Source organism: Clostridium sp. TJA020 (genome assembly GCF_058310295.1).
Genome location: NZ_JBZEFC010000010.1, coordinates 1 through 21,503, shown reverse-complemented (window position 1 = coordinate 21,503; position 21,503 = coordinate 1). Strand labels below are relative to the sequence as shown.

Below are 21,503 nucleotides of genomic sequence, written 5' to 3'. Positions count from 1 at the left end.
AAAAGTATTAGCTTATTTAATAAATAAAATATATTATAAATTAAAATTATTATTTAAAAGTATAGTAAAAGGGTATAATTACTATTAATGTTTATACGTAGTTTTATTAATATATTTATTGTATAATTAATTTAAGTTTAACTTTAGAAAAAGAGGTGGAAAGCCCTTGGCATATACAGCGTTATATAGAGAGTGGAGACCAAAAACATTTGAAGATGTAGTAGGTCAGGAACATATAACAACAACATTAAAAAATCAAATATTAAATGATAGAATAGCTCATGCATATCTTTTTTGTGGAACAAGAGGTACTGGTAAGACTTCTACTGCAAAAGTATTTGCAAAGGCATTAAACTGTTTAAATCTTAAAGATGGTGAGCCTTGTAATGAATGTGATATGTGTAAAAAGATAAATGAAGGGTTAGCAATTGATGTTACAGAATTAGATGCGGCTTCAAATAATGGTGTAGATAAAATTAGAGATATTATAGATGATTCTAAATATCCACCACAAGAAGCAAAGTATAAGGTTTATATAATGGATGAGGTTCATATGCTGTCAACTGGAGCCGTTAATGCATTCCTTAAAACTTTAGAGGAACCCCCATCAAATGTAATATTTATCCTTGCAACAACAGATCCTCAAAAGCTTCCAATAACAATTCTTTCAAGATGTCAAAGGTTTGATTTTAAAAGAATAAATAATTCAGAAATAACAGGAAGACTTAGAACCATAGTAGAGAATAAAGGCGTTTTTGCAGATGATAAAAGTTTAAATCTTATTGCAAGAGTGTCAGATGGTGCTATGAGAGATTCCTTAAGTATATTAGATCAAGCCATTGCTATGGGAGATGGAAATGTAGATTATGAAGAGTTAGTATCAATGCTTGGGTTAGTTACAAATGAGTATTTATTTGATTTAACTTCTGCAACTATAGAAAGAAATATAGAAAAAGCTATAACTATAATTGACAAAATAGTATTTGCAGGGAAGGATGTATTTTTATTTATAAAAGATTTAATAGCACATTATAGAAATCTTTTAATGATTAAGGTTACAAATAACCCAGAAGAAGTTCTTGACATGTCACTTGAAAATATAGCTTTGGTAAAGGAGCAAGGTGACAGAATACGAGTTGAGGAAATAATGAGAAGCATAAGAATTCTTCAAGAAGCAGAGACAAATGCAAAAATGTCAAAGCAAGCAAGATTATATTTAGAACTTGCAATAATTAAGATATGTAAAATAGAATATGATACATCTAATGAAGTAATTCTTAGCAGAATAAATAAATTAGAAGCAGCATTAAAGTCAGGAAAAATTCAAATCGAATCAGTGAATGCTGTTAATTCAAATAATATTAGAAGTAAACAAGTAATAGATAATAGTACATCAAAAGGTGGAAACAATATAAATAAGAAAGATTCTAATAATATATTAGTAGAGGATGAAAATCTTTCAAATGATGTAACTATTCAATTAGTTAAATCTGCTTGGAAGGATATATTAGAAGAATTTAAAAACAGGAGAGCAATGATAATTTATGCATCAATAACAACAGGAAGGCCTATTGATTGCAAAAATGGTGTAATAACTATTCAATATAATGAGCAATATTCATTCAATAAAGATAGATTAGAAAAGCCTGAAAATAATAAAGTTGTAAATGAGGTTTTCTCTGAGGTTTTAAAAAACAAAGTGAGAGTTCATTTTACTGTTATTGATGAAAACAAAGAAAATTCTGATCCGGAGAAGGTTTTAACAGATATTATAGGAACTGAGTTTTTAGATATTATTGATGAATAAAGGCTAATATTAATTGGTACATTATAAAATAAAAAAACATATTTATATATAGTAGTTATACTATTAAATACTGAGATTATATGTATAGTAAAGTAAAAGAAAATGCTATATAATTAGATTTAGAATCTATTAATAAGGAGGATATATATATGGCAAGAGGTGGATTCCCAGGTGGTATGGGAGGAATGAATAACTTAATGAAACAAGCACAGCAAATGCAAAAGAAAATGGAGCAAATGCAAAAAGAGCTTGAAGAAAAAGAATTTGTAGCATCAGTTGGAGGCGGAGCTGTAACTGTAACTGCAAATGGTAAAAAAGATATATTATCTATTAACATAAAGCCAGAAGTAGTAGATGAAGATGACATAGAAATGTTAGAAGATTTAGTACTAAGTGCAGTAAATGAAGCATTAAGAAAAGCAGAACAAGAAACTGCAAGTCAAATGGGTAAAGTAACTGGTGGATTAAACATACCAGGATTATTCTAATTTAAAAAATATATTTAAAGCCAGCTTTCAGCTGGCTTTTTATAATTAAATAGAAAAGTTGTTAAAAGTTAAAAACTGTATTAAACTATAAGATAGTTTTACGTATAGTAATAAAAGTAAAAGTAAAATTATATAATTTTAAGGGGAGATATTTATGGAATTTTATCCAATTGCAATAGAAAAATTAATAGAAGAATTTGCTAAATTACCTAGTATAGGTAAAAAAACAGCACAAAGATTAACTCTTCATGTATTAAATTTACCTGAAGATGAGGTTAGGGAATTTGCTGATGCTTTAGTTAAGGCTAGAGGAACTATTAAATATTGTTCAGTTTGTGGGAATTTTACAGATTCAGATCCTTGTGCAATATGCAGTAATCCAAGTAGAGATAAGAGTACTATATGTGTAGTAGAACAGCCTAAAGATATTATGACAATGGAGAAGGTTAAAGAATATAATGGTCTTTATCATGTACTTCATGGAAATTTATCACCTATGCAAGGAAGAGGTCCTCAAGATATTAGGATAAGAGAATTAGTTTCAAGAATGAGAGAAGAAATTAAAGAAGTTATTATAGCAACAAATCCTAATATAGAAGGTGAAGCAACAGCTATGTATATAGCTAAAATACTTAAACCGTTAGATGTAAAGGTAACAAGAATTGCTGCCGGAATACCTGTTGGTGGAGATTTAGAATATGCAGATGAAGTTACACTTTCAAAAGCATTACAAGGAAGAACTCAAATATAAAAAAGAAGGGCTCATTAGAGCCCTTAATATAGATGGGAGTTAGAAGTTTTGTTTGAGAATGAGTGAAAAGCTTCTTATGATAACAATGTATGATTATTTTAAGAATGTGTTACTTAAAATTTAAAATTAGTTTCTTATTTATGTATTAATATTATAAAATTTGTCCATTATTATGAATAATAGAAATTAATAATAGAATAGTTATAAATAGAAAAAAACTTATGTATATATAAAATAAGATTTAAAATAAAGAAGGTGAGATTATGGATATTGAATTAATTATCTATGGAATAATAGGAATTATAATATTATATGTTCTTTTAAAATTATTAAAATGGCCAATTAAGTTACTATTAAATGGGATATGTGGAGTAATATTGTTGTATATTATTAATTTAATAGGAGTAAACTTTGGTATACATATTGGGATTAATATTATAACTGCACTTATTGCTGGAATATTTGGAATACCAGGAGTTATAGCTATAATATTATTTCAGATGTTTTTATAAAAATAAGTCATTTATCAATAATAATTTGATAAATGACTTATTTTTATATAATGAAATATAAACTATCTAAATATATCTAATTCTAATTTATCTGTTATATCTTTAAGCAATTTTATGCTAGCAATACTATTTCCGTATTTATCAAGAGCAGGACTGAATAAACCTATACCACATTTACTAGGAACTGATGATATAATACCACCACCAACACCACTTTTTGAAGGAACACCAACATGAACAGAAAATGTTCCAGATTCATCGTATAACCCACAAGTAGTCATTAATGATTTAACAACAGTAGCTGTTTCTATTGAAAATAATCTTTCATTATTCCAAGGCATAACACCTTCATTTGCAAGTACTGCACCCATTCTAGCTAAGCCTTTTGCAGTTACAAGCATAGAACATTGTCTAAAGTAAGAATCTAATATATCAGGTATATCACCTTTAATCATATTATTTCCTTTCATATAATAAGCAAGAGATCTATTAACATCCCCAGTAGCTTTTTCAGATAAATAAATTTCAGTATTTAATTCAATTTCATCATCATCCATTATTTTTTTAAAGAAATCTAATATTCTCCTTGATCTTTCTTCTGAATTTTTACCTTTAATAAGAGAATTTACTTTAATTGCGCCAGCGTTTATAAATGGATTAGTTGGTTTATTTCTATGATTTATTTGCATATTCATAATAGAATTGAATGCAAACCCAGTTGGTTCTGTACCAACTTCATTAAATACATTTTCAATTCCGTTATCCAATATAGCAAGTATTAAGGCTGGAACCTTAGAAATACTTTCTATTGCAAATCTTACTTCACATTCACCTGCTGAATATTCTCTATTATTTTCTAGATTATAGATTGAAATACCTAGTTGATTAGGATTAACTTCTGCAAGAGCTGGTATATATGTAGCGACATGTCCATCTTCAATATATATTTTATTTTTTTCTATTAAGTAGTTTAAGTTTACTTTATTTATATTCATAAATTCACCTCATTTTTAATTTATTTTCGTCTATTATTTGGTGTATAGCTAAAGCATATCACTGTAAAATTATCTATTCAATTAACTTAAAATGAATATTTACATGGTTAGTTAAAATAAAGTAAACGAATGATTTATAAATAATTAATTTTTATATATTTAAAAATTAATTAATTTAAGCATGAGTTGTTTTTATATATAGCAATTAAGAATTTGTTAAGAATTTAATAAGAAATAATAATGTTTTATATTAAGAAGTTACATTTATAATTTTATTATAGAAAAGTTAGGGAGGTTACTAAATGAATGTTTTAGAGGTTAAAAATCTTAAAAAAGTAATCGGAAGACGTGAAATAATAAAAAATTTAAATTTTGAGGTAAAAGAGGGAGAAATATATGGTTTCTTAGGTCCAAATGGAGCTGGTAAAACAACAACTATAAGAATGTTAGTAGGACTTATAAAACCTACTTCTGGAGAAGTTAAAATATGTGGAGAAGATTTATTTAAAAATAAAGAAAAAGCTTTAAAAGATGTTGGAGCAGTTGTTGAAAATCCTGAACTTTATAAATATCTTTCAGGAAGAGAAAACTTAATGCAAATTGCAAGAATAAGAAATGTAAAAAAAGAAGAAGTTAATGAGCTTATAAAACTTGTTGGGTTAGAACATAGGATTAATGATAAAGTTAAAAAATATTCTTTAGGAATGAAACAAAGACTTGGGCTTGCAGCAGCGCTTATAGGAAATCCAAGGTTATTAATATTAGATGAACCTACAAATGGATTAGACCCATCAGGAATTATAGATTTTAGAGAAATAGTAAAAAAAGCAGCAAGAGAAAGAGGTATGGCTGTATTTATATCCTCTCATATATTAAGTGAGGTTCAACAATTATGTGATACTGTTGCATTTATAAATGATGGGGTCATAAAAGCTGTTGAAAATATGGAGGATGCAGTAACTGGAACAGAAAAAGAGAGTATAACATTAATTATTAATAATGATCAAAATAAAGTTTGTGAAATACTTTCAAGACAACCTTTTGTAATAACTTCAACTATATTAGATTCTAGAATAAATGTTGTTATACACTCAGGAACAACTCCTGAGCTTATTAAAACATTAGTTAATGAAAAAATATCAATAGAAGAAGTTTATAAAAATAGGGAAGGTTTAGAGCAAAGATATATGGAACTTGTTGAAGGAGGTATAAGATAATGTTATTTACCTTAATTAAGAATGAGTTAATTAAAATACTTAAAAGAGGAAAAACTTGGGTTGTATTTGGATTATTTTGCTTAGCAATGATTGGATTAGTTACTGTTCATAAGATAAGTGCAAATGATATGGAACACTGGAGATCTCCTCAAGGTCAAATAGAAATGATAGATAATAATTTAAAATGGCAAAAGGAGGAACTTAAAAATTCAACAAATAGTTTAAATGAACTTAAATCTAAAAATGAAAGTAAAGATGTTATAAAATCACAAGAAGAACATATTTTATATCTTAAAGGTGAAATTAAAAGATTAGAAGATGATAGAAAAATTCAGGAACAATTATTAAGTGGTGAGAAAACAATTGATTGGAGAGATTCATTAAGGTCTGATATAAAAGAACTAAAAAATAGCATAAATAGTATGGAACTACATGAAGAAAATAAGGCACATATAGAAGATTTAAAAAGAGAAATAGAAAAAAAGCAATATTTTTTAGATAACAATATTAAACCAATAGAACAATGGGAGTTTTATCCTGGCAATTTAGCTATTCAAGGAATGATGATATTAGGAATGGTTATATTAGTTTCTGGTATAGCTGTATTTATGAGTGATATAGTTTCAGGAGAATTTACTCCAGCAACAGTTAAATTTTTATTGGTTCAACCTATATCAAGAGCAAAAGTTATATTATCAAAATTTATAGCGGTAATAATAACTGTTGTTTCTATGATATGTGGTGTAGAACTTGCAACGTTTGGAATTGTTGGTGCAATTACAGGATTTGCTGATTTAAAAATGCCGGTTCAACTTGGAATTAAATACCAAATAAATCAAGAAGTATTCTTAAGAGATGGATTTAAGCAGTTAGAGAAAGTTATAGGTTCAGGATATCAATCAACTATGGGAGATTTTGTTCTTAAGAGTTTCTTATTGCAAGTTTTATTTATAATAACTTGTTGTGCATTTATATTTATGATATCAGCTATATTTAAGAGTAGTATGATAACAATGGCAGTTTCAGTAATTATATCAGTTGCAGCAACTGTATTGCCTATGGTAAGTGAAAAATTTTCTGAAATTGCACAATATATTTTCTTAAATTATGGCAATACTCCAAGTATTATAAGTGGAGATATAGCATTTAATTATCATAGTAATATATATTTTACACCTAAGTTAGGAATAATAATAATGATAATAACAATTGTTATTTCTTATATTGTATCTCACATTGTATTTAGTAGAAGAGATATGCTTATGTAACTATAAAAAGAACAAGGTTAAAAAAACCTTGTTCTATATTACGTTTACATTTTTTTTTAGTATTTACATATTTAATTAAAAAATATATAATAAACATGCTAATTTATTAACAATATTGAATTAAATTAAAAAAATGGAGATGATTAAATGCTTAAAATTATGAGAGCACCTTCAAGATACGTTCAAGGTGAAAATGCAATTTTAGAATTAAAAAATCATGTAGAAACATTAGGAAAATCTTTTCTTATTGTAGCTGATTCATTTGTTATGAATATGATGAAAGAAACTATTGAAAAGTGTTTTGAAAACAGTGAAAAAAATATTTTCTTTGAACTTTTTAATGGTCAAAGTACTAAGAAAGAAATTGAAAGACTACAAGACGCTATAAAAAGCAATAATTGTGATGCAATAATAGGTATCGGAGGAGGAAAGACTTTTGATACTGTTAAAGCAGTTGGACATTTTGAAGAAATACCAGTTGTTATAATACCAACAATAGCAGCAACAGATTCTCCTTGTACTGCACTTTCAGTTGTATACAAAGAAGATGGTGAATTTAGTGAATATTTATTCTATCCAAAGAATCCAGATCTTGTATTAGTTGATAGTACAATTATCTCTAAGGCTCCAGTTAGATTTTTCGTTGCTGGAATGGGAGATGCACTTGCAACTTTCTTTGAAGCAAGAACTTGTTTAAATGCTAAGTCACCTAATCTTGTTTCAGGTGCAGTATCTCAAGCAGGTTATGCACTTGCAAAACTTTGCTATGAAATATTATTAGATTATGGATTAAAAGCTAAATTAGCTGTTGAAAATTCAGTATCTACTCCTGCTGTTGAAAAAGTTTTAGAAGCATCAACTTATTTAAGTGGAGTTGGAGCAGAAAATGGTGGTCTTGCTGCAGCACACTCAATATATAATGGATTTACAGTTCTTGAAGAATGTGAAAAGTATATGCACGGAGAAATAGTTGCATTTGGTACATTAGTACAATTAATATTAGAAGATAGACCTATGGAAGAAATAGAAGAGGTTATAAACTTCTGTTTAGATGTAAATCTTCCAATAACTCTTAAGCAAATTGGATTAAAAGAAGTTAATAAAGATGACATAATGAAAGTTGCAGTTGCAGCTTGTGCTGAAGGTGAAACTATACATAATACTCTAGGTGGAGTTAAAGTTGAAGAAGTATTTAATGCTATACTTACAGCTAACTCATTAGGAGAACAATACATATAAAAATTTATAACATAAATAAAAATAACGTAGAAATTTAATTTCTACGTTATTTTTATTTATGTTAAATTTATATGTTTTAATTTAAAAATAAAGTTATAATTAATAGTATAAATTATTTATAATATAATTTATTTAAATATAATATAAATTTAAATTTAAAATATAGGGGGAATATTTAATGGCAGCAGGAGTTGGAGTTAATTGTTTAGAATGTCCGGAAAAAAAGAATGGTAATTGCAAAGGAAATGACTTACAATGTGTGTGTTTTAAATGTCCAAGAAAGTTAAGTGAATGTATAATAACAAAGTATTGTAGGGAAACTGAATCTGTACTGTACTTTAATGAAGAATATTAAAATAAGGAGATTTTGGGGCAATGAGAGAAGAAAAATTAAAAGAATTAAAAGAGTATATTAAAAATATACAAAAAACAATAGGGGCTTTAGAGATTATTTATTGGGATATGCAAACTAAAATGCCTAAGAAGGCTATAGAGCAAAGATCAGAGATAATTGAACATTTATCAGGTGAAGTATTTAAAATGACAACATCAGATAATATGGAAAAGTTATTAAGCTATTTTGATAAAAATGTGGAAGGCTTAAATGAAATTGATAAGGCTATAATTAAAAATGCAAGAAAAGAGTATAATGAAACAAAGAAGATTCCGGAAGATAGATATAGAAAATTTGTGGTGGCTCAAGCACTTTCTCAAAATGCATGGGAAGAAGCTAAAGAAAAGAAGGATTTTGAAATATTTAAACCACATTTAAAGAATATAATAGATTTTCAAAAAGAATTTATAGAGTATTTAGGATACAAAGATAATAAGTATGATACGTTATTAAATAAATATGAAGAAGGTTTAACTGTTAATAAACTTGATAAAGTTTTTGGAGAACTTAAAGAAGGAATATTAAATATACTTGAAAAAATAAATTCTAGTGGAAAGATAATAGATAAAAGTTTTTTATTAGGGGAATTTAATAAAAATTCTCAAGAAAAGATATCAAAGTTTATATTAAATAAGATGGGATATGATTTTGAAGCTGGAAGATTAGATGAAAGTATGCATCCTTTTACAACTAGCTTTGGGAACAAGGATGTAAGAATAACAACAAATTATAATATACCTGATTTTACATCAGCATTATTTAGTTGTATACATGAAGGTGGTCATGGAATATATGATCAAGATATTCCAGATGAATTTCAAAAAACAGGATTAGATACAGCTCTTTCAATGAGTATTCATGAATCACAATCAAGATTTTATGAAAATATTATAGGAAGAAGTAAGGAATTTTGGGAGTACTTTTTACCGTTTGTAAAATATGAGTTTGAACAATTTAAAGATATAAGTTTAGATGAATTTTATGAAGCTATAAATTATGTAAAGCCTTCTCTTATAAGAACAGAAGCAGATGAATTAACATATAGTCTGCATATAATAATAAGATATGAAATTGAGAAAGCGCTTATAAATGGAAATCTAGATATAGATGATGTAAAAGAAGAATGGAATAAAAAATACAAAGAGTACTTAGGAGTAGAACCATCAAATGATAGTGAAGGAATATTACAAGATGTTCATTGGTCAGATGGTTCATTTGGATATTTTCCAAGTTATGCATTAGGGAATTTGTATGGAGCTCAAATATTAGAAGTTATGAAAAAAGATTATAAATCTATGTATGATGATATAAGAATGGGAAACTTATATGGAATTCATAATTGGTTAAATGAGAATATTCATAAGTATGCTAGTTTATATTCACCTAGTGAAATAATATTAAAAGTTAGTGGAGAAGAATTAAATCCTAAATATTTTATAAAATATTTAGAAAATAAGTATTTAGAAATATATAAATAAATAAGTTAAAACTTAAAGCAGTATTTTGTAAAAATAAAAAAATACTGCTTTATTTTTGTTTAAATTACAGTAAATTAATAAATTATATAAAAAAATATTCAATTTAACTTAACAAAATATAAACAAGTAAACAAATTAGTAAGAAAGTTATAGAATATGTGTATATAAATTGATAAAAGTAACAAATTTTAATAATTAGTAATTAATTGAATAAAAAAAGTTTTTACAGACCTCTTTGAAAACGATTAAAATGGCTTATTTATTGGGTTTTTAAAATTAATAAATATACAATATGATGGTGAAAATGAGGGAAATGGCTAATTCTCAAGGTTTTCTAGACTTATCAAAATGATATTAGTATATATACTATGAAATACTTATTAATATTAAGTTATCAAATAATAATTTAATTAAATTACTTATAATAATAATTTTTAGGATTTTGTGGCGTATTATAATGAAATTTAAATTTTGAATTAAATACTATAGTTGCTATACTTTGTGTAAAAGCTGAATTAATTTTTAAGCTTGTCGACAAATTTAAGAATATTAGTTCATTGAAAAATAAATATTGAAGGAGCGTAAAATTATGGATAATGGATCAGTGGAAAGTAAAAAAAGTTTAACTTTATTTGGATTCTTCGCAATAACAGCATCCATGGTAATGACAGTATATGAATATCCAACATTCGCAACTTCAGGTTTTCATTTAGTATTTTTCTTATTACTAGGCGGATTTTTATGGTTCTTACCAGTAGCTTTATGCGCAGCAGAAATGGCTACAGTTGATGGTTGGCAAGAAGGTGGAATATTTGCATGGGTAGGAAATACATTAGGTGAAAGATTTGGATTTGCAGCAATATTCTTTCAATGGTTTCAAATAACTGTTGGATTTGTAACAATGATTTATTTTATATTAGGGGCGCTATCATATGTATTTGATTTTCCAGCACTTAATACTAATCCAATTATAAAATTTATAGGTGTTTTAGTAATATTTTGGATTTTAACATTTTCACAATTAGGTGGAACAAAAAATACAGCAAAAATAGCAAAGACAGGATTTATAGTAGGAATAGTTATACCAGCAATAATTTTATTTTGTTTAGTAATAGCTTATGTTGCTGGCGGAAACCCAATTGATGTAAAAATAAGCGGAAGTACATTTGTACCAGATTTTACAAAAGTTAATACATTAGTTGTATTTGTATCATTTATATTAGCATATATGGGAGTTGAAGCATCAGCATCTCATGTTAATGAAATGATTAATCCAAAAAGAGATTATCCTTTAGCAATGATTATATTAGTCATAATAGCTATTATCTTAAATACTGTAGGTGGATTAGGTGTTGCTGCTGTAATACCTCAATCAGAATTAAATTTAAGTGCAGGTGTTGTTCAAACATTCCAAGCTCTAATAGGACATTTTAGTGATAGTCTTGGATGGCTTGTAAAAATAATAGCATTAATGATTGCAGTAGGAGTTATGGGAGAAGTTAGTGCATGGGTTGTTGGTCCTTCAAGAGGTATGTATGTAGCAGCTCAAAAAGGTATTCTTCCAAAAAAATTAAGAAAAGTTAATAAACATAATGTTCCAGTTCCATTAATAATGGTTCAAGGAATAGTAGTTACAATATGGGCAGCTGTTTTAACATTTGGAGGCGGTGGTAACAACGTTTCATTCTTAACAGCAATTTCATTAACAGTTGTAATTTACTTAGTTGGATATATATTATTCTTTATTGGTTACTTTGTATTAATATACAAGAAAAATAATTTAAAGAGAGCTTATCAAATTCCAGGTGGACATGTAGTTAAAACTATAGTTGGGGCAGCAGGATTAATAATGTCAATCCTTTCATTAGTAATTTCATTTGTACCACCAAGCAGTTTAACAGGAAAGAGTGTTACTGAATATGAAACAATATTAGTAATAAGCTTTGTAATTGCAGTTATAATTCCATTTGCTATATATGCATTACATGATAAATCAGAGCATAATGATGTTAAACCAAAAGTTACTAGAATTAAACATCATGAAGTTAATGGATTTGTACATCCAATGGCAAGAGGAGAACATCATATTAATCCTAATCCAGAAGATGTTATGCAACAAGCTGATACAATGCAACATGTTCAAGATTATGTTAATGAAAAGTAATTAATAGCAAAATATAGAAAATTTATATATTAAGGTTCACCACGGCAGATGGCATTTACTACTAAACTACCCAATGATGAACATAAGATAAAAATATATTTAGGGAGGAACTTAAAATGTTATTTAGTAGAGATGATAAAAAATTAAAGGACACTTACAGAACACCTATATTTGGTACTGAGGAGGAAGATGTTGAATTACCAAGATATACACTTCACAAAAATCCAATAGAACCAAGAATAGCATACAGATTGGTTAAGGATGAATTAATGGATGAAGGTAATGCAAGAATGAACTTAGCTACATTCTGTCAAACTTACATGGAACCAGAAGCAACTGAAATTATGGCAGAAACATTAGAAAAAAATGCAATAGATAAATCAGAATATCCTCAAACAACTGAACTTGAAAATAGATGTGTAAATATACTTGCTGATTTATGGCATGCTCCAGAAGATATGAAATATATGGGTACTTCAACAGTTGGATCATCAGAAGCTTGTATGCTAGGTGGTATGGCAATGAAGTTTAGATGGAGAAATAGAGCTAAGGAAGCTGGAATAGATATAAATGCTAAAAAACCAAATCTAGTAGTATCATCAGGATACCAAGTATGTTGGGAAAAATTCTGTGTATATTGGGATATAGAAATGAGATTAGTTCCATTAGATGAAGAACATATGAGTTTAAATATAGATAAGGTATTAGATTATGTTGATGAATATACAATAGGTGTAGTTGGTATATTAGGTATAACTTATACTGGTAAATATGATGATATTAAAGCATTAGATAAGAAAATTGAAGAATACAATAAAACTGCAAAAATATCAGTTCCAATTCATGTTGATGGGGCTTCAGGTGGATTATTTGCACCATTTATTGAACCAAATTTAGAATGGGATTTTAGATTAAAAAATGTTGTTTCAATTAGTACATCAGGTCACAAATATGGACTTGTTTATCCTGGAATAGGTTGGGTACTTTGGAAAGATGAACAATTCTTACCAAAAGAATTAGTATTTGAAGTAAGTTATTTAGGTGGTAAATTACCAACAATGGCTATTAACTTCTCAAGAAGTGCAAGTCAAATTATAGGTCAATATTATAATTTCTTAAGATATGGATTTGAAGGATATAGAAAAATACATCAAAGAACAAAAGATGTAGCTATGTACCTAGCAAAAGAAATAGAAAACCTTGGCTTATTTGAAATATATAATGATGGATCAAATCTACCAATAGTATGCTTTAAATTAAAAGAAGATGCTAATGTGGAATGGACATTATATGATTTAGCTGATAGATTATTAATGAAGGGATGGCAAGTACCAGCTTATCCATTACCAGAAAATTTACAAGATGTAATAATTCAACGTATTGTATGTCGTGCTGACCTTGGACATAATATGGCAGAACAATTAATGCAAGATATTAAAGAAGGAATTGAAGCTCTTAATAAAGCTCGTGTACTTCAAGATAGAGAAACTAAGAAGGGTGCATACGGATTCACTCACTAATAAATATTAGTATTTAAATTTAAAAAGCTATTATATAGAAATTCTATATAATAGCTTTTTTATTATAATTTTTCTATCATACCTTTAAGTATAGTAGTTGAGTTTTTAACTCCAATTGGTGTGAATTTTTCATAATCCATATGTGCACCATTATTTGCATTATCAGAAATTGATCTAATAACTACAAATGGAATATTATTTAAGTAACAAACATGGGCAATACTTGCACCTTCCATTTCAACGGCTTTAGCTTCAAATTCTTTTTCAAGCCATTTTATTTTTTCAACACTTGCAACGAATTGATCACCTGAAACTATTCTTCCTGAAAAAGTATTAAAACCTTCTATTTCATCGCATGCTTTTTTACAAACATTAACTAAGTCATTATCACATATAAAATCAAATGTATCTAATCTTGGAATTTGACCATGTCTATCTCCGAATACTGTTGTATCCATATCATATTGAACTAAATTTTCAGCAATTACAACATCTCCAGGATATATATCCATACCTATACCACCGGCAACACCAACATTTATAACTCTATCAACATTATATTCTGATATAAGTATTTGAGTACATACAGCAGCGTTAACTTTACCAATTCCTGAAACTACAGCAACAACATCTTTGCCCCAAAGTATTCCTTTGTAAAATTTCATTTTTGCTTTAGTTTTTGCTTCTGTAACTTTCATATCTTTTAAAAGAATTTCTAATTCTTCGCTCATTGCGCTTATAATACCTATTACCATAAATTAATCCTCCGTTTTTAATAGTATAGATTATATTATAGACTTAATAATCTTTATAGTAAACATACAAGTTATATAATTAAATACTTGTATAAGGATATAATATAAAATAAAATATAAATAAATATTTTATACAAAAGGAGATAAAAAGATGGCACAACACGCTTTATCAAGAACAGAGTTACTTATAGGAAAAGAAGGTTTAGATAAATTAAAAAATTCAAAAGTAATAGTATTTGGAGTAGGTGGAGTTGGTAGTTTCACTGTTGAAGCTTTAACTAGAGCTGGAGTTGGCAACTTAGTTTTAGTTGATGATGATACGGTATGTCTTACAAATTTAAATAGACAAATACATGCAACATATAACACAATAAGTAAAGTTAAAGTAGATGTTATGAAAGAAAGAATATTAAGTATAAATCATAAATGTAATGTCACAACTTATCAGACATTTGTTACACCAGATAATATAGAAGATTTTATTACAGATGATATAGATTATGTAGTTGATGCAATTGATACTGTAAGTGCAAAAATTGCTTTAGCAAAATATTGTTATGAAAATGATATAAAAATTATAAGTTCTATGGGAACTGGAAATAAGTTTGATCCAACTCAGTTTAAAGTATCAGATATATTTAAAACAAAAGTATGTCCTTTAGCTAAAGTTATGAGAAGAGAGCTTAAAAATAGAGGTGTTAAAAAACTTAAAGTTGTATATTCAGAAGAACTTCCAACAAAACCAAGAACTGAAGATGTAGTTACATGTAAAACTGGATGTGTATGCACAGGAGGAACAAAAAAATGTGCAGAAAAGAGACAGATACCTGGAAGTATATCTTTTGTTCCACCAGTTGCTGGGATGATAATTGGAGGAGAAGTTATAAAAGATTTATTAGGAATTAATAATTAAAAAATAAATTGTGGATAACTTTATTAATTGTTTTACAAAAATTGGATAAAAAATGACTATTATCGATATAAAAAATCAAAATGTTCACATATACAACAGCATGTTTACCACAATATATAGTGTTTAAAATAAAAGTTATCAACAACATGTTGATAAAATTGGGGATAACTTTTTGAAAATCCATCTTTAAAATAATACAAAGGTGGATTTTTTTGTATATAGATATTGTTAGAAATAAGGTAAGTAATCTCTTGTAAACATATAAGTATAATATATAATATTGTTATAAGACTATTATTTTAGGAGAATTAAGTATGTCATTAAGCAATAATGTAAGTATAATTTTAAATAAAGGAAGCCATAAAGAGTATATTATTAAAGATAAAAATAATATAAATATAGGTAGGTTTGAAATATCAGAATTAGATCAATCTAATAAGAGATGTAACCTTGATTTAAAATTTTATAGAGAATATGACTATAATTTATTAAGAGAAACTTTAGAGATGCTTTTAAGGGCGATATTTAAAGATAAGAATATTTTTAAAGTTAATATAAAAGTAATTGAAGATATGAATCTTTCACCCTTTTTAGATTTAGGATTTATATTGGAAGGAATATTATCTAATAATACCTTTTCTAATGGAATTTATAAAGATGAACTTATATTAGGAATTAATAGAGAAGATTATGTATATAAAAATTGCGCTCCTATGGTTAAATTAAAAGGAAAAAATATTATTTTAAGAAATTTTACTCCTAATGATGCAGATGAATTACTAGATTATTATATTAGAAATGAAAAGCATCTTGAAAAATTTGAACCAACAAGAGATTTAGATTTTTATACAATAGAAACTCAAAGAGAGTCATTAAATGAAAGTTATAAACAATTTTTAAATGGGACAGCTGTTGATTTAGCTATTATAAAAGATAATAATTTGATAGGAAAGCTAAGATTATCAAATATAGTATACGGAGTATTTAAAAGTGCTGTCTTAGGATATTCAATAGATGAAAAATATCAAGGTATGGGATATATGAAAGAAGCTGTTAATCTAACTGTTAATTATGCGTTTAAGGATTTAGATCTTCATAGAGTTGAGGCATCTGTATTATTGAATAATGAGAAATCAAAAAGGGTTCTTTTAGCAAATGGATTTAAAGAACTTGGAATTAATGAAAAGTATCTTTTTATAAATGGTATGTGGCAAGATCATAAGACTTATTACAAAATAAAAGGACAAACTTAATTTATATAAATAATAAAATTATTAAAATTAATCGGGGTGTAATATGAGTAGAGAGGATAAAGGAGTTTCAGTTAAAAAGAAAAGAAGATTTAGAATAACTAAAATTATAGGAATAATTTTAATAATAGCTGGATTGGGTACTATATCATATCCATTTTTTGAAATTTATTTAGATAAACATGATATATCAAAAAATATAAACGAGTGGGATAAACAAAAACAAGATACTAAAGTTAATAGTAATAAAAATGTTAAAGATGATAAAAAGAACAATAATGTTAGTAAAAATAAATATCCATCTGTAACGGTTGATGGAAAAGATATAATAGGAAAAGTTATAGTAAAAAAGACTGGAGAGCAAATACCTATATTAATGGGAGCTACAGAAGAAAATTTAAGAGGTGGAGCTACTCTTTATGATAATGGAATATATCCAGGTGAAAATGGCACTGCAATTATACTTGGTCATAGAGAAACGACTTTTGGTTTTTTAGAAAATATAAAGGTTGGGGATGAAGTTGATATAGAAAGTTTAAATAATACATATAAATTTAAAGTTAAGAGAACTTATATCACAACTCCTGATGACGAATCAATTTTAGCGCAAAAAAATAACCCAAGCCTTACATTAGTTACATGCTATCCTTTTAATTATCTTGGACATGCTCCGGAAAGATTTATTGTAAAGCTTGATTTAATAAACTAATAATACTCAAGAAAAATAAGGTGATTTATAATTATGATAAGGAATAATAATAAAAAGATTAGGTGGCTAGGGCTTACGCTAGCAATTTCTATGGTATTTCAGTTTATTCAACTTACTGGAGTAAGTTATGTATATGCTGATGATAATAAAACTGAATTAGAAATAAATAAACAAGATACAAGTAAAGATTTATATTATAGTTTTCCATATTTAGAAGATAATGCTTGCAAGACAGAAAGCTTTGAAAAGGATTATGAAAGAGCCTTATCAGAAAATAGAGATTTATATATAAAAGAATATAAAAATATTTTAGATAATAATATAAAAAATTATTCACCAAAATTAGATGAGAATGTAGAGTATGAAAAAGCATCTCTTGGGGGAAAAGTGTGGCATGATACAAATGGTAACGGAATACAAGATGATAGCGAACAACTAGTACCAGGAGTAGAAATATTTATTTTAAATAGGAATGGACAAGAAGTTGCAAAAACAAAAACAGATATTTTTGGAAGATATGTTTTTAAAGATTTAGATGAGGGAAGTTATCGTATAAAAATAAGTAAAGATAGTAAGTATAAAATGATTACTGACTATAAAACTGGTGATGATTTAAATCTTGATAATGATTTTAACAAAGAAGGTATTACAAATATTATAAATGTAACAAAAGATATGAAAAATTATAGTATTGATGCTGGATTAACAAATCCTATTACAATAAATAGTTATGTATGGAATGATATAAATTGGAATGGAAAGTTTGATGATGGTGAAGGTGGTATAAAAAATATAATTGTACAATTATATAAAGATGGAAAGCTTATAAGTACAAATAGAACTGATATAAATGGACATTATAGTTTTAAAGAAATAATGCCTGGGAAATATAATTTAAGATTTATTGATGAAACAAAGGCTTATTTACCAACAATAAATAAGAGAGAAAATAAAATAAATAATAATTGGGAAACAAGTAGTTTTACTTTATTATCAGGAGAAGTTAAAAATGATTTAGATGTAGCTTTACACAAAGCTAAAATAAAAAGTAGAGTATGGGAAGATAAAAATTCAAATGGAATAAAGGATTTGAAGGAAAAAGGAATAAGTGATGTAAAAATTAATTTATTCTCTAAAGATGGTAATTTTATAAAAAGCACAAAAACAAATTCGGAAGGAATATACGAATTTTCAGATTTAATGCCAGGGACATATTTTATAAAAGCAATTAAGCCGGATAAATATAGTGACTTTTCACCAAAGAATAGAGAGCTAACATACGGAAATAGTGTTGATAAAAGTGGAACAAGTAATTTAATTAATATTGAAAAAGGAAAATATTATGACAATTTAAATGTTGGAATGTTATTTAAAGGTGAGATAAATGCTTATGTATGGGAAGATAAAAACTTTAATGGTATAAAGGATGATGATGAATTTGGAATACCTAAAGTTAAGGTTAAGCTTGTAGATAGTGATGGAAATATTGCTAAAGATATTTTTGGAAAGGAAGTATCTATTAAAACCACTGATGAAGAAGGAAAAGTTAAATTTAATAATTTACAAGATGGTAAATACAAAATAAATGTAACTTTACCTGATAACTATAATAATTTTACTAAACAGAAGTCTAATTTAAATAGTAAATATAGTAACGTTAATACAAGTGGGTTTAGTGAAAATATAGAATTAAATTCAGATAGAAGAAGAGTAACTATAAATGCAGGTTTAGTGAGAACAGGAAGCATAGGAAGCATTGTTTGGAATGACAAAAATAAAAATGGTAAAAAAGATAATAATGAAAATGGAATTCCTAATATAAATGTATTTTTATGTGATTCAGATGGCAAATTATTATTTCTTACAAAAACTGATGATAATGGAATATATAATTTTAAAAATTTAGAGCCTGGGAATTATTACACAGTTTTTGAAGTACCAGATAATTATAATATAGTAAATAAAGAAAATGAAAATATTAAAAGTTATAAAAGTAGAACTATAAAATTAAAATCTGGAGAACATGATAATACGGTAAGCTTGGCTTTATATGAAAATAATATAAAAAAGGCTGATGTAACTGATTTACCTAAAACAAGCTTAGATATAGAGAAGTATATTGTTACAGGTATTATTATGGTTATATTAGGTAGTATAATATGTTTAATTACAAGAAGGATAAAATTACAATAAAAAATAACTCATTGCTTTAAGCAATGAGTTATTTTTTATAAACTATATTCCATAATAATTGTTTCTCCAGCTATTGCATCAATATTTATTTTTTTATCTATTGATTTTACGCTATCAGGATTTGTTATAAGAACAGGAGTAATTAATGATAATCCTTTACTTTTAATAAAGTTTCTATCTATTTTAATTATTGGAGTTCCTGCTTTAACTTTAGTTCCTTGTTCAATTAATTGTTTAAATCCTTCTCCTTTAAGAGATACAGTTTCAATTCCTATGTGAACTAATATCTCTATTCCATTATCTAATGTCATAGCAAATGCGTGTTTAGTTTTGAATATTAATGAAAGTTCTCCGTCACAAGGAGCTACAATTATATCCCCAGTCGTATCTATTGCAACTCCATCTCCTGCCATTTTTTGAGCAAATACTGGGTCCGGAACTTCTGATAATTCAATTACTTTTCCATTAACTGGTGCAACAAAATTTAAAGACTCGTTTTGCTTTTTTTTCTTAAAAAACCCAAACATAATTTCAAATCCTTTCTATTTAAAAATATTATATCAATTATTAAAATGCTTAATTTTATTAAAAATATTATTGAGTATAAAAAAAAGGCATAAGTTTAGTTCTAAACTTATGCCTGATCTATCTCAGTAACACGTTTACAATAAAATTATATATTACATAGAAAAAAGTGTCAACAATAATAAATAAAGATTTATAATATAAATTTTTATAATGTTTTACTATAATTAATATATGTTAACTTAGTATTTATATAAAAATATTATTTAAAAATTAATTTAGTTAAAGTAATATTATTTATACTTAATAAAAGGAGAGATTTTATGAATACATTAAGTAAAGAAAAAGTTAATGAGCTAATAAAAATAATACCTAATAATATAATAGAAGGGTTTAATAAATACAATAATGCAATTATTACACACAATGAAGAAAATAAAAATAATAAGGAAATAGAAAATTGTTTTATAAATTTTATATCAGATATTTATAACAGAGGTCAAACAATAGTAGTAGATTATTATGGTAATAAATTAAACGATAAAGAATTTGAAAATATGACAGAAACACTTGAAATTAAAGAAAAGGAATTGCTATATAAGTTAAGGAAGAAGAATATTAATTCAGTATATTTTATTGTAGAAAATTTAGAATACCTAAAATTAATAATGAAGTTATCTGTTAAGTCTATATTATTTAGTACATTTTATATTTTAGGAAATGATTTAACTATTTGGAGTAATTATGATTATAAATTTGTTATATTTTTTAATAATTATGATGTTTTAGAATTTTATAAAGATGTTTTAGAAAAAAGTAATTTAATAATAAAGGACATAAAAATAACGAATAAATAAGATAGTTATGCAGAAACTATACCAAGTGTATCAATATAAGATATATAGAGAAATATATAGAAAATAGTAGCAATATAAAAATAATATAAAAAAATATGTATAATTTAATCAATTAATGAAATAATTTAAGATATAATAATCCTTGTCGCTTGAGTGCGACGGAGAAAATGATCTTTGAAAATTGAACAGAATATAGAAATACATTTAGAACCAGCAATTCTTTTTACAAGTAAGTTTTAAGAGCGAGATTAAACTTTTTATTGAGAGTTTGATCCTGGCTCAGGACGAACGCTGGCGGCGTGCCTAACACATGCAAGTCGAGCGATGAAGTTTCCTTCGGGAAACGGATTAGCGGCGGACGGGTGAGTAACACGTGGGTAACCTGCCTTGTAGAGGGGGATAGCCTTCCGAAAGGAAGATTAATACCGCATAAGATTGTAGTTTCGCATGAAACAGCAATTAAAGGAG

Annotated in this window: 19 protein-coding genes and 1 rRNA gene; 17 read left to right on the top strand and 3 right to left on the bottom strand. The window is 26.6% G+C overall.

Annotated elements, in window-relative coordinates; genetic code table 11:
* Positions 1–166 precede the first annotated feature (166 nt).
* The 4 genes from dnaX (at position 167) to AC4FQ1_RS12295 (ending at position 3,558) form a co-directional block, all read left to right on the top strand.
* Positions 167–1,807: a DNA polymerase III subunit gamma/tau gene (gene dnaX, locus AC4FQ1_RS12310; protein WP_303129094.1), complete on the top strand. Its 1,641-nt coding sequence runs from the start codon at positions 167–169 to the stop codon at positions 1,805–1,807.
* A 149-nt stretch (positions 1,808–1,956) separates the two neighbouring features.
* Positions 1,957–2,295: a YbaB/EbfC family nucleoid-associated protein gene (locus tag AC4FQ1_RS12305; RefSeq protein ID WP_024614223.1), complete on the top strand. Its 339-nt coding sequence runs from the start codon at positions 1,957–1,959 to the stop codon at positions 2,293–2,295.
* A 154-nt stretch (positions 2,296–2,449) separates the two neighbouring features.
* Positions 2,450–3,046, top strand: a complete 597-nt coding sequence (gene recR / locus AC4FQ1_RS12300; RefSeq protein WP_491169788.1) for a recombination mediator RecR — start codon at positions 2,450–2,452, stop codon at positions 3,044–3,046.
* A 263-nt stretch (positions 3,047–3,309) separates the two neighbouring features.
* Positions 3,310–3,558: a pro-sigmaK processing inhibitor BofA family protein gene (locus AC4FQ1_RS12295; protein ID WP_303129099.1), complete on the top strand. Its 249-nt coding sequence runs from the start codon at positions 3,310–3,312 to the stop codon at positions 3,556–3,558.
* A gap of 62 nt (positions 3,559–3,620) precedes the next feature.
* Here the strand turns inward: AC4FQ1_RS12295 and glsA are convergent, their stop codons facing one another.
* Positions 3,621–4,553: a glutaminase A gene (gene glsA / locus AC4FQ1_RS12290; RefSeq protein WP_303129100.1), complete on the bottom strand. Its 933-nt coding sequence runs from the start codon at positions 4,551–4,553 to the stop codon at positions 3,621–3,623.
* Between the two features lie 302 nt (positions 4,554–4,855).
* Here glsA and AC4FQ1_RS12285 point away from each other — a divergent pair, with 302 nt between their 5' ends.
* From AC4FQ1_RS12285 to gad, 7 genes are all read left to right on the top strand, one after another.
* Positions 4,856–5,770, top strand: a complete 915-nt coding sequence (locus AC4FQ1_RS12285) for an ABC transporter ATP-binding protein (protein ID WP_303129101.1) — start codon at positions 4,856–4,858, stop codon at positions 5,768–5,770.
* A complete protein-coding gene (locus AC4FQ1_RS12280) occupies positions 5,770–7,038 on the top strand; it encodes an ABC transporter permease (RefSeq protein ID WP_491149407.1) in 1,269 nt (422 codons plus the stop codon). The genes AC4FQ1_RS12285 and AC4FQ1_RS12280 overlap by 1 nt, the downstream gene beginning before the upstream one ends.
* A gap of 147 nt (positions 7,039–7,185) precedes the next feature.
* Positions 7,186–8,277, top strand: coding sequence for a glycerol dehydrogenase (locus AC4FQ1_RS12275; protein WP_491149409.1), 1,092 nt, complete (start codon positions 7,186–7,188; stop codon positions 8,275–8,277).
* A 178-nt stretch (positions 8,278–8,455) separates the two neighbouring features.
* Positions 8,456–8,632: a hypothetical protein gene (locus AC4FQ1_RS12270; RefSeq protein WP_303129105.1), complete on the top strand. Its 177-nt coding sequence runs from the start codon at positions 8,456–8,458 to the stop codon at positions 8,630–8,632.
* A 20-nt stretch (positions 8,633–8,652) separates the two neighbouring features.
* Complete coding sequence (locus AC4FQ1_RS12265; protein WP_491169787.1) at positions 8,653–10,149, top strand: carboxypeptidase M32; 1,497 nt, start codon at positions 8,653–8,655, stop codon at positions 10,147–10,149.
* 589 nt (positions 10,150–10,738) lie between these two features.
* Positions 10,739–12,313, top strand: a complete 1,575-nt coding sequence (gene gadC, locus AC4FQ1_RS12260) for a glutamate/gamma-aminobutyrate antiporter (protein WP_491149413.1) — start codon at positions 10,739–10,741, stop codon at positions 12,311–12,313.
* A 116-nt stretch (positions 12,314–12,429) separates the two neighbouring features.
* Positions 12,430–13,833: a glutamate decarboxylase gene (gene gad, locus AC4FQ1_RS12255; protein ID WP_491169786.1), complete on the top strand. Its 1,404-nt coding sequence runs from the start codon at positions 12,430–12,432 to the stop codon at positions 13,831–13,833.
* Positions 13,834–13,895: 62 nt separating this feature from the next.
* Here gad and AC4FQ1_RS12250 read toward each other — a convergent pair whose 3' ends face one another.
* Positions 13,896–14,588: a 5'-methylthioadenosine/adenosylhomocysteine nucleosidase gene (locus AC4FQ1_RS12250; RefSeq protein WP_491169785.1), complete on the bottom strand. Its 693-nt coding sequence runs from the start codon at positions 14,586–14,588 to the stop codon at positions 13,896–13,898.
* Between the two features lie 151 nt (positions 14,589–14,739).
* On the opposite strand from AC4FQ1_RS12250, the gene AC4FQ1_RS12245 reads away from it, so the two are divergent.
* The 4 genes from AC4FQ1_RS12245 to AC4FQ1_RS12230 all read left to right on the top strand — a co-directional run bounded on the left by AC4FQ1_RS12245 (position 14,740) and on the right by AC4FQ1_RS12230 (position 19,653).
* Positions 14,740–15,501, top strand: a complete 762-nt coding sequence (locus AC4FQ1_RS12245) for a tRNA threonylcarbamoyladenosine dehydratase (RefSeq protein ID WP_491149417.1) — start codon at positions 14,740–14,742, stop codon at positions 15,499–15,501.
* A gap of 314 nt (positions 15,502–15,815) precedes the next feature.
* Positions 15,816–16,754, top strand: coding sequence for a GNAT family N-acetyltransferase (locus tag AC4FQ1_RS12240; protein WP_303130900.1), 939 nt, complete (start codon positions 15,816–15,818; stop codon positions 16,752–16,754).
* A gap of 43 nt (positions 16,755–16,797) precedes the next feature.
* Positions 16,798–17,460: a class D sortase, LPxTATN-specific gene (gene srtD, locus AC4FQ1_RS12235; protein ID WP_303130898.1), complete on the top strand. Its 663-nt coding sequence runs from the start codon at positions 16,798–16,800 to the stop codon at positions 17,458–17,460.
* A gap of 33 nt (positions 17,461–17,493) precedes the next feature.
* The gene (locus AC4FQ1_RS12230; protein WP_491169784.1) at positions 17,494–19,653 is read left to right on the top strand and encodes an SdrD B-like domain-containing protein; all 2,160 of its coding nucleotides are present in this window, start codon (positions 17,494–17,496) and stop codon (positions 19,651–19,653) included.
* 35 nt (positions 19,654–19,688) lie between these two features.
* Here the strand turns inward: AC4FQ1_RS12230 and AC4FQ1_RS12225 are convergent, their stop codons facing one another.
* Positions 19,689–20,180 carry a PTS sugar transporter subunit IIA gene (locus AC4FQ1_RS12225; protein ID WP_491149422.1) on the bottom strand — a complete coding sequence of 164 codons (492 nt, stop codon included), beginning with the start codon at positions 20,178–20,180 and terminating at the stop codon, positions 19,689–19,691.
* A 321-nt stretch (positions 20,181–20,501) separates the two neighbouring features.
* On the opposite strand from AC4FQ1_RS12225, the gene AC4FQ1_RS12220 reads away from it, so the two are divergent.
* On the top strand, positions 20,502–21,035 hold the full coding sequence (locus tag AC4FQ1_RS12220; RefSeq protein ID WP_303130893.1) for a hypothetical protein: 534 nt from the start codon (positions 20,502–20,504) through the stop codon (positions 21,033–21,035).
* A gap of 256 nt (positions 21,036–21,291) precedes the next feature.
* Positions 21,292–21,503 (top strand): 16S ribosomal RNA (locus tag AC4FQ1_RS12215); the annotation flags it as partial.

Excerpts from the sequence above, each read along its gene's own strand:
- AC4FQ1_RS12305 (WP_024614223.1), top strand. The coding sequence starts at position 1,957 with ATGGCAAGAGGTGGATTCCCAGGTGGTATGGGAGGAATGAATAACTTA.
- recR (WP_491169788.1), top strand. The coding sequence starts at position 2,450 with ATGGAATTTTATCCAATTGCAATAGAAAAATTAATAGAAGAATTTGCT.
- AC4FQ1_RS12295 (WP_303129099.1), top strand. The coding sequence starts at position 3,310 with ATGGATATTGAATTAATTATCTATGGAATAATAGGAATTATAATATTA.
- glsA (WP_303129100.1), bottom strand. The coding sequence starts at position 4,553 with ATGAATATAAATAAAGTAAACTTAAACTACTTAATAGAAAAAAATAAA.
- AC4FQ1_RS12285 (WP_303129101.1), top strand. The coding sequence starts at position 4,856 with ATGAATGTTTTAGAGGTTAAAAATCTTAAAAAAGTAATCGGAAGACGT.
- AC4FQ1_RS12280 (WP_491149407.1), top strand. The coding sequence starts at position 5,770 with ATGTTATTTACCTTAATTAAGAATGAGTTAATTAAAATACTTAAAAGA.
- AC4FQ1_RS12275 (WP_491149409.1), top strand. The coding sequence starts at position 7,186 with ATGCTTAAAATTATGAGAGCACCTTCAAGATACGTTCAAGGTGAAAAT.
- AC4FQ1_RS12270 (WP_303129105.1), top strand. The coding sequence starts at position 8,456 with ATGGCAGCAGGAGTTGGAGTTAATTGTTTAGAATGTCCGGAAAAAAAG.
- AC4FQ1_RS12265 (WP_491169787.1), top strand. The coding sequence starts at position 8,653 with ATGAGAGAAGAAAAATTAAAAGAATTAAAAGAGTATATTAAAAATATA.
- gadC (WP_491149413.1), top strand. The coding sequence starts at position 10,739 with ATGGATAATGGATCAGTGGAAAGTAAAAAAAGTTTAACTTTATTTGGA.
- gad (WP_491169786.1), top strand. The coding sequence starts at position 12,430 with ATGTTATTTAGTAGAGATGATAAAAAATTAAAGGACACTTACAGAACA.
- AC4FQ1_RS12250 (WP_491169785.1), bottom strand. The coding sequence starts at position 14,588 with ATGGTAATAGGTATTATAAGCGCAATGAGCGAAGAATTAGAAATTCTT.
- AC4FQ1_RS12245 (WP_491149417.1), top strand. The coding sequence starts at position 14,740 with ATGGCACAACACGCTTTATCAAGAACAGAGTTACTTATAGGAAAAGAA.
- AC4FQ1_RS12240 (WP_303130900.1), top strand. The coding sequence starts at position 15,816 with ATGTCATTAAGCAATAATGTAAGTATAATTTTAAATAAAGGAAGCCAT.
- srtD (WP_303130898.1), top strand. The coding sequence starts at position 16,798 with ATGAGTAGAGAGGATAAAGGAGTTTCAGTTAAAAAGAAAAGAAGATTT.
- AC4FQ1_RS12230 (WP_491169784.1), top strand. The coding sequence starts at position 17,494 with ATGATAAGGAATAATAATAAAAAGATTAGGTGGCTAGGGCTTACGCTA.
- AC4FQ1_RS12225 (WP_491149422.1), bottom strand. The coding sequence starts at position 20,180 with ATGTTTGGGTTTTTTAAGAAAAAAAAGCAAAACGAGTCTTTAAATTTT.
- AC4FQ1_RS12220 (WP_303130893.1), top strand. The coding sequence starts at position 20,502 with ATGAATACATTAAGTAAAGAAAAAGTTAATGAGCTAATAAAAATAATA.